General features: G+C 61.1%; 6 protein-coding genes. 4 read left to right on the plus strand and 2 right to left on the minus strand.

The window, feature by feature from the left end:
* The 4 genes from A5646_RS04910 to A5646_RS04925 form a co-directional block, all read left to right on the plus strand.
* A partial coding sequence (locus tag A5646_RS04910) for an MMPL family transporter (protein WP_156765519.1) occupies positions 1 to 948 on the plus strand: 948 nt, incomplete at its 5' end.
* Between the two features lie 109 nt (positions 949 to 1057).
* Positions 1058 to 2008, plus strand: a complete 951-nt coding sequence (locus tag A5646_RS04915) for an ATP-binding cassette domain-containing protein (protein WP_231998236.1) — start codon at positions 1058 to 1060, stop codon at positions 2006 to 2008.
* The gene (locus tag A5646_RS04920; protein WP_067020282.1) at positions 2005 to 2748 is read left to right on the plus strand and encodes an ABC transporter permease; all 744 of its coding nucleotides are present in this window, start codon (positions 2005 to 2007) and stop codon (positions 2746 to 2748) included. The genes A5646_RS04915 and A5646_RS04920 overlap by 4 nt, the downstream gene beginning before the upstream one ends.
* Positions 2745 to 3536 (plus strand): ABC transporter permease, encoded by a 792-nt coding sequence (locus tag A5646_RS04925; RefSeq protein WP_082984635.1) that lies wholly within the window; start codon positions 2745 to 2747, stop codon positions 3534 to 3536. Before A5646_RS04920 ends, A5646_RS04925 begins: the two co-directional genes overlap by 4 nt.
* A gap of 103 nt (positions 3537 to 3639) precedes the next feature.
* Here A5646_RS04925 and A5646_RS04930 read toward each other — a convergent pair whose 3' ends face one another.
* Both A5646_RS04930 and A5646_RS04935 read right to left on the minus strand, forming a co-directional pair.
* Positions 3640 to 4830: an acyltransferase gene (locus A5646_RS04930; protein ID WP_082984636.1), complete on the minus strand. Its 1191-nt coding sequence runs from the start codon at positions 4828 to 4830 to the stop codon at positions 3640 to 3642.
* Positions 4831 to 4875: 45 nt separating this feature from the next.
* A partial coding sequence (locus tag A5646_RS04935; protein WP_067020289.1) for a glycosyltransferase family 2 protein occupies positions 4876 to 5577 on the minus strand: 702 nt, incomplete at its 5' end.

Here is a 5577-nt window from a genome sequence, read left to right on the forward strand (position 1 = left end):
AGCAATGACAAGGATGCGACCGTCATGGGGCAGGCGTTCGACGATTCCAAGAACGACGACTCTTTCTATCTGCCGCCGGATATCTTCGAGAATCCGGATTTCAAGCGGGCAATGGCCCAATTTCTGTCGCCGGACGGAAAGGCCGCTCGCTTTATCATTTCGCATCGCGGCGACCCCGCAACGTCTGAAAGCGTGAACCGCATCGACAAGATCAGGCTGGCGGCAGAAGAAGCGCTCAAAAACACGCCGCTGGAAAACTCCAAGATCTACATCGCGGGCACCGCGTCGACATTCAAGGACTTCCGGGACGGCTCCACTTACGACCTGTTTATCGCGGGCATCGGTGCGCTGTGTCTGATTTTCATCATCATGCTCATTCTCACCCGAAGTTTCGTGGCAGCCTTGGTCATCGTGGGGACGGTGACGCTGTCATTGGGCGCATCGTTTGGGTTGTCGGTGCTGATCTGGCAGTACATCTTTGGCATCAAGTTGTACTGGATGGTGCTACCTATGTCCGTGATCGTCTTGTTGGCGGTCGGCTCGGACTACAACCTGCTGCTTGTGTCCCGGATGAAAGAGGAGCTCGCCGGCGGCATCAATACCGGCATCATTCGCGCAATGGGCGGTACCGGAAAGGTCGTGACTAATGCGGGTCTGGTATTCGCATTCACCATGGCCTCGATGGTGGTCAGCGACTTGCGCATCATCGGTCAGGTAGGTACCACCATCGGCCTGGGCCTGATGTTCGATACCTTGATCGTGCGCTCGTTCATGACGCCTACCATCGCGGCCCTGCTCGGGCGCTGGTTCTGGTGGCCGCAGTTGGTCCGCCCGCGCCCGGCCAGTCTGCTGCTTCGCTCCGTGGGCACGCGGCCGGCGGTGCGAACCTTGCTCCACCACGACGACGCCGATGCCCCCACAGCCGAGATCCCAAGGTTGCACGTTTAACCCGGTCGCCGCGATCCACTCAATGCCGGCAGCGGCATCCTCTTCTCGCTAGTGCCCTATCCATTCCATACGGCCAACAGGGGGTTCCCAACATGAAATACTGCCTAACGTGAGCGGCTCGCTGGCTATCGAGGTTGTAAACCTTACAAAGACATTCGGGCGCGATGTCCATGCGCTGCGCGGTGTGAGTTTCTCGGTCCCAGCAGGAACGGTGTGTGGCTTGCTCGGCCATAACGGTGCCGGCAAGACAACCACGATCAACATTCTGTCGACGTTGATTCGCCCCACGTCAGGTCGTGCCACCGTCGCCGGACACGACATTGCCCGCCAGCCGGCGCAGGTGCGCGCCAGCATCTCGACGACGGGGCAAATGAGTGCGATGGACACGTTGCTCACTGGCAGGGAAAATCTGATCTTGTTCGGCAGGCTGCGAGGCTTGCGTCGCAAACAGGCGAAGGCTCGCGCCGACGAGCTGATTGAACAGTTCGATCTGGGCGCGGTAGCCGATCGACGGATAAGCACCTATTCCGGGGGCCTATGGCGGCGCGCCGACGTCGCATGTGCGTTGACGGTGCAGCCAAAGGTGCTTTTCCTCGATGAACCGACGACCGGGCTCGACCCACGGAGTCGCCGCGACGTGTGGTCGTTAGTTAGCTCGTTGGCTGCGCAAGGGGTCACCGTGCTATTGACCACGCAATACTTGGAAGAGGCCGACCAGTTGAGCGACTCGATCGTCGTCATCGACCATGGAGAGGTGATTGCAAGCGGCACGGCCGAGGAGCTCAAGCGCAGGGTGGGCGCCAGTTACTGCCAGGTGAGCCCCGCGGACCCGGCCGACCTGCCCAAGGTCGCGGCAACACTAGCCGGATTCAACGGACTAGATGTCGATGGTGATAGCAACTCGGTATCGGTATTCGCCCCCGATGGGGTGGCGACTTTGGCCGATGTGTTTCGACGGGTCGACGCGCTTGGCGTCGAACTCGCCGACATTTCGTTGCGTAAACCTTCACTGGATGAGGCGTTCCTACACCTCACCGAACGGACCGTGGCGCAACCATGAGCGGCCTGGCCGCCCTAACCGAACGTTCGCTAATGTCTTCCGCACGCGATGGCGGCCTCATTTTCGAAATCGTTTCACCGGTAGTCTATTTGGCCGGTTTCACGGTCGCACTGCACGGTCTGGTAAACACAGGCCGCGTAAGCTATGCGCAGTACTTGCTGCCCGCGGTGGTCGTCCAGTCGATGATCTTCGTTGCGCTCATGACCGCTGACCGCGCCGCGCGTGACCACTTGTCAGCATTCGGTGAGCGTTTGAGAACGCTGCCGATCGCAGCGGCAATGCCCGTGAGCGCCCGGGTAGCAGCCACCCTGATGCGCGGCATATTGGCCCTCTCGGTGTCGATGGCGGCCGGCTATGCGTTCGGATTCCGGATGGCCGGTGGAACGAGCTTCGGCGTAGCCTTCATGCTCGTCGCGTTGCTGCTTTGCTTGGCCGTCGCGCTCGGCGCCGACGCTCTGGGTTCGCGTTCAAAAAGTCTGCAGGGCGCGAGCTACCTACTTTTTGTCCCCCAGCTGTTGCTATTCATGCTTTCCACCGGAATTGCCCCAGAGCAGGCCTTTCCTAGCTATCTGCGCCCGTATGTTCGCAACCAGCCAGTGTCACAGGTCGCCGAAACGCTGCGGGGGCTGGGTGCCGGACACGTAACAATCAGCAACTTGTCGGCGAGTCTGGCATGGTGCGCGGGAATGATCGTCATCTTCGGCGCCATCACCCTACGGATGCAGAGGCGTGCTCGATGACGCTACAACCCGGCGTGCAAGGTTCACTGCTGGCTCAGAGCTGGGTGCACGCCGGTCGACTCCTTACCCGTTGGCGGCGTGACCGTGCGGTACTCATGGGATCGCTGCTCTTGCCTATCGGGCTTCTGCTTCTTTACCAAGCGGTGTTAAGCGATCAAGTGCGCCGGATTACCGGTGTCGACAGCATTTACGGACTGGTGCCGACGTGCGCGGTGCTGTCGGCGCTCTTCGGTGGCCTGGCCAACTCGGTCGGAATCACGGATGACCGTCAAACAGGGCTGATTAGCAGAATGTGGATGCTGCCAGTACACCGTGCCAGCGCACTCACTGGTCGGTTAACTGCGGAGGCCACCCGGGTCCTCATCGGCACGGTCCTGATCACAACGCTCGGAGTGACCATGGGGTTGCGCTTCACACACGGATGGGCTTCGGCCTTGGTATACGTTCTTATCCCGTCGGTCGTGGTGGTCGAATTCGCAACGCTGGCAATGGCTTTGATTATTCGCACCAATGGCCGCGCGCTGACTACCTGGCTGGCGGGCGGGACGGTCGCGCTGGCTTTTCTCAATCCCGGTACTACCCCGGTCGGGCAGTATCCGAGTTGGCTTCAAGCGTTCGTACGCGTGCAGCCCATTTCCCCCCCCATCGAGGCGATGCGATCACTGGCACACGGCGGCCCGATCCTGTGGCCCGTTGCAATGACTCTGATGTGGGCGGTCGCATTCCTCGCCGTCTTCTTTCCTCTGGCGGTCCACGGGTACCGGATCGCCGCGGAGTCGAACGCGTAAGCCGTTGCCTCCGTTGGCTGTTCGAGATGACCGGCGGGGTAAATGCCACGCGCCCTACAGCTAGGTCACGGACGCGCCACCTCCGCTTCTGCACGGAGGGCAACTACACGGCTGGTTCCGGACTCGCCGAGGGTGGTTCCGGGGCGTTCTCGTCGGTTGAGAAATTGCCTGTGCGCGTGCCGGTCTCGCCACGAGCGGAATAGCGGCTCGGGTCTGACTCGGTTTCGCCAAGCTGGTCTGAAGCTGGCTGGCCGCGCGCGGCGCGGCTCCCCCTCAAACGGCGCTTCAGGGACAACGCGGGTTTCTCGATCAGAAACCAGCTCACCGCTGCGGTAGGCACGGTGACCGCAATGGATATGAAGCAGAACAAGATTGAGTTGAGGCGAACAAGTCCCGCGAGCACCAGCAACTGCTGGAGCGCGAACGCGTAGATGTACACGCCGTAGGAGAGGTCGGTGGGAAATCTCATCCGCCTGTTTTTGATCAGCGAACCCGAAACGATTATGGCGTAGGCCATGGGAAGTGCGGCGATCAGCCGATAGTTGGGCAAGACGGCCGATGACGCGAGGACGACGACGGCACATACCGCGACCAGCGACCACTTAGCGGGAATTACGTTTCTTAACTGATGCAGAAGAGCCCCGGCCAAGAACATGAGGGCGAATCGCGCTGCGTTGGAAGCGATCGCGTGTACGCCGCCCCACGGCGGCAGCACCACCGACCAGCCCAGAGCCAGCATCAACGCCAACGGGATAGGCCATTTTCGGCGAAGTAACCCGGCGACGCCAAATACCGCGACACCGATGTAACACAGCACCTCCCACCCCAAAGTCCAGAGGGAACCGTTCCACATCCCCGAAACCGGGATACCGCGGGGTGTGCCGCCGATATCGAATTGGAACGTCCACACTGCGCTGTTCTTCAGGACGTATTCGATCGGCGCTCGCGACAGCAATAGCTTTGCCGCCGAACCACCCTGGAGTGCCACGCCGATTGGAGCGATGACGAAGGCGGTGACGGCGAGGCAGACCCATAGCCCTGGCAGGATCCGCAGGGACCGAGCGATGAAGTACTGGCCAAGCTGCGGACTTCGGAGCCAACTCGAGACGATAAGGTAACCGGAGACCGCAAAGAAACCGTCGACGCATCCAAGGCCGAGAAGCTGGACAAGAGGCGCGAAGGGCATGCGCCCCGTAAGCGGGAAGGAATGCCACAGGATCACACCGGTCGCCAACGTCAAGCGCCACGCGTTTAGGGCATTCTTGCGTGGGTCAAACACTTCCCCGAGCGTCATACGTCTCAGATCCCCCTCAGGATGGGCAAGGACCGTCCTGTCGACTCACTCACCGGTGACTTCGGACGCTTGCCGTGCGTTAGACGCCGCCCGGTACCTGATCACGCGCGAGCGGACGGCCAGTTTGCGGTTTTCCTTGTCCTTCAAGAAGGCCAGCATTCTGCTGCAGGTCTCCCACGCCGCCACCCAGAAATACATGGGGAGCCGTTTTCTGAACTCCCTGTCGACCCCCTCCCGCATGCTGAGGCCCGTCATATCGTTGTAGCGCGCGATGACAATATCCATGTACTGGGTAACCAGCGCCGGATTGGAGAAGCAACGAATGTTGAAGTCCCAATCGGCCCACACCGGGTAGCGCAGGTTGTACGGGCCGATCCCGGCGAAGAGCTTACGGCGGTAAAAGATCGACTGATGGCACAGATTCGTTTCGAACAGCAGGCGGTCGAGGTCGAAGGCGCCGGCGTGGCGAGTTTCGGTTGAGCGCATGATGACGTCGCCATACACGAGATCAGCGGTTTCATGGTCGCGAATGAACGCTGCAACCCGGCCCACGGTGTCCGGCTCGTAAAGAGTGTCGTCGGCGCCGAGGAACAGAAGCCATTCCCCCGTGGCCATCTGGACACCGCGGTTCATGGCGTCGTAGGGGCCGTCATCGGGACCACTGTGAATGACGAGCCGGGCACCGAGGTCGGAGCCGAAGCTGCGCGCGACGTCGAGGGTTTCGTCCGTCGACCGGCCGTCGAACAC

Origin of the sequence: Mycobacterium sp. 1245499.0 (assembly GCF_001673615.1) — a bacterium.
GTDB lineage: Bacteria > Actinomycetota > Actinomycetes > Mycobacteriales > Mycobacteriaceae > Mycobacterium > Mycobacterium europaeum_A.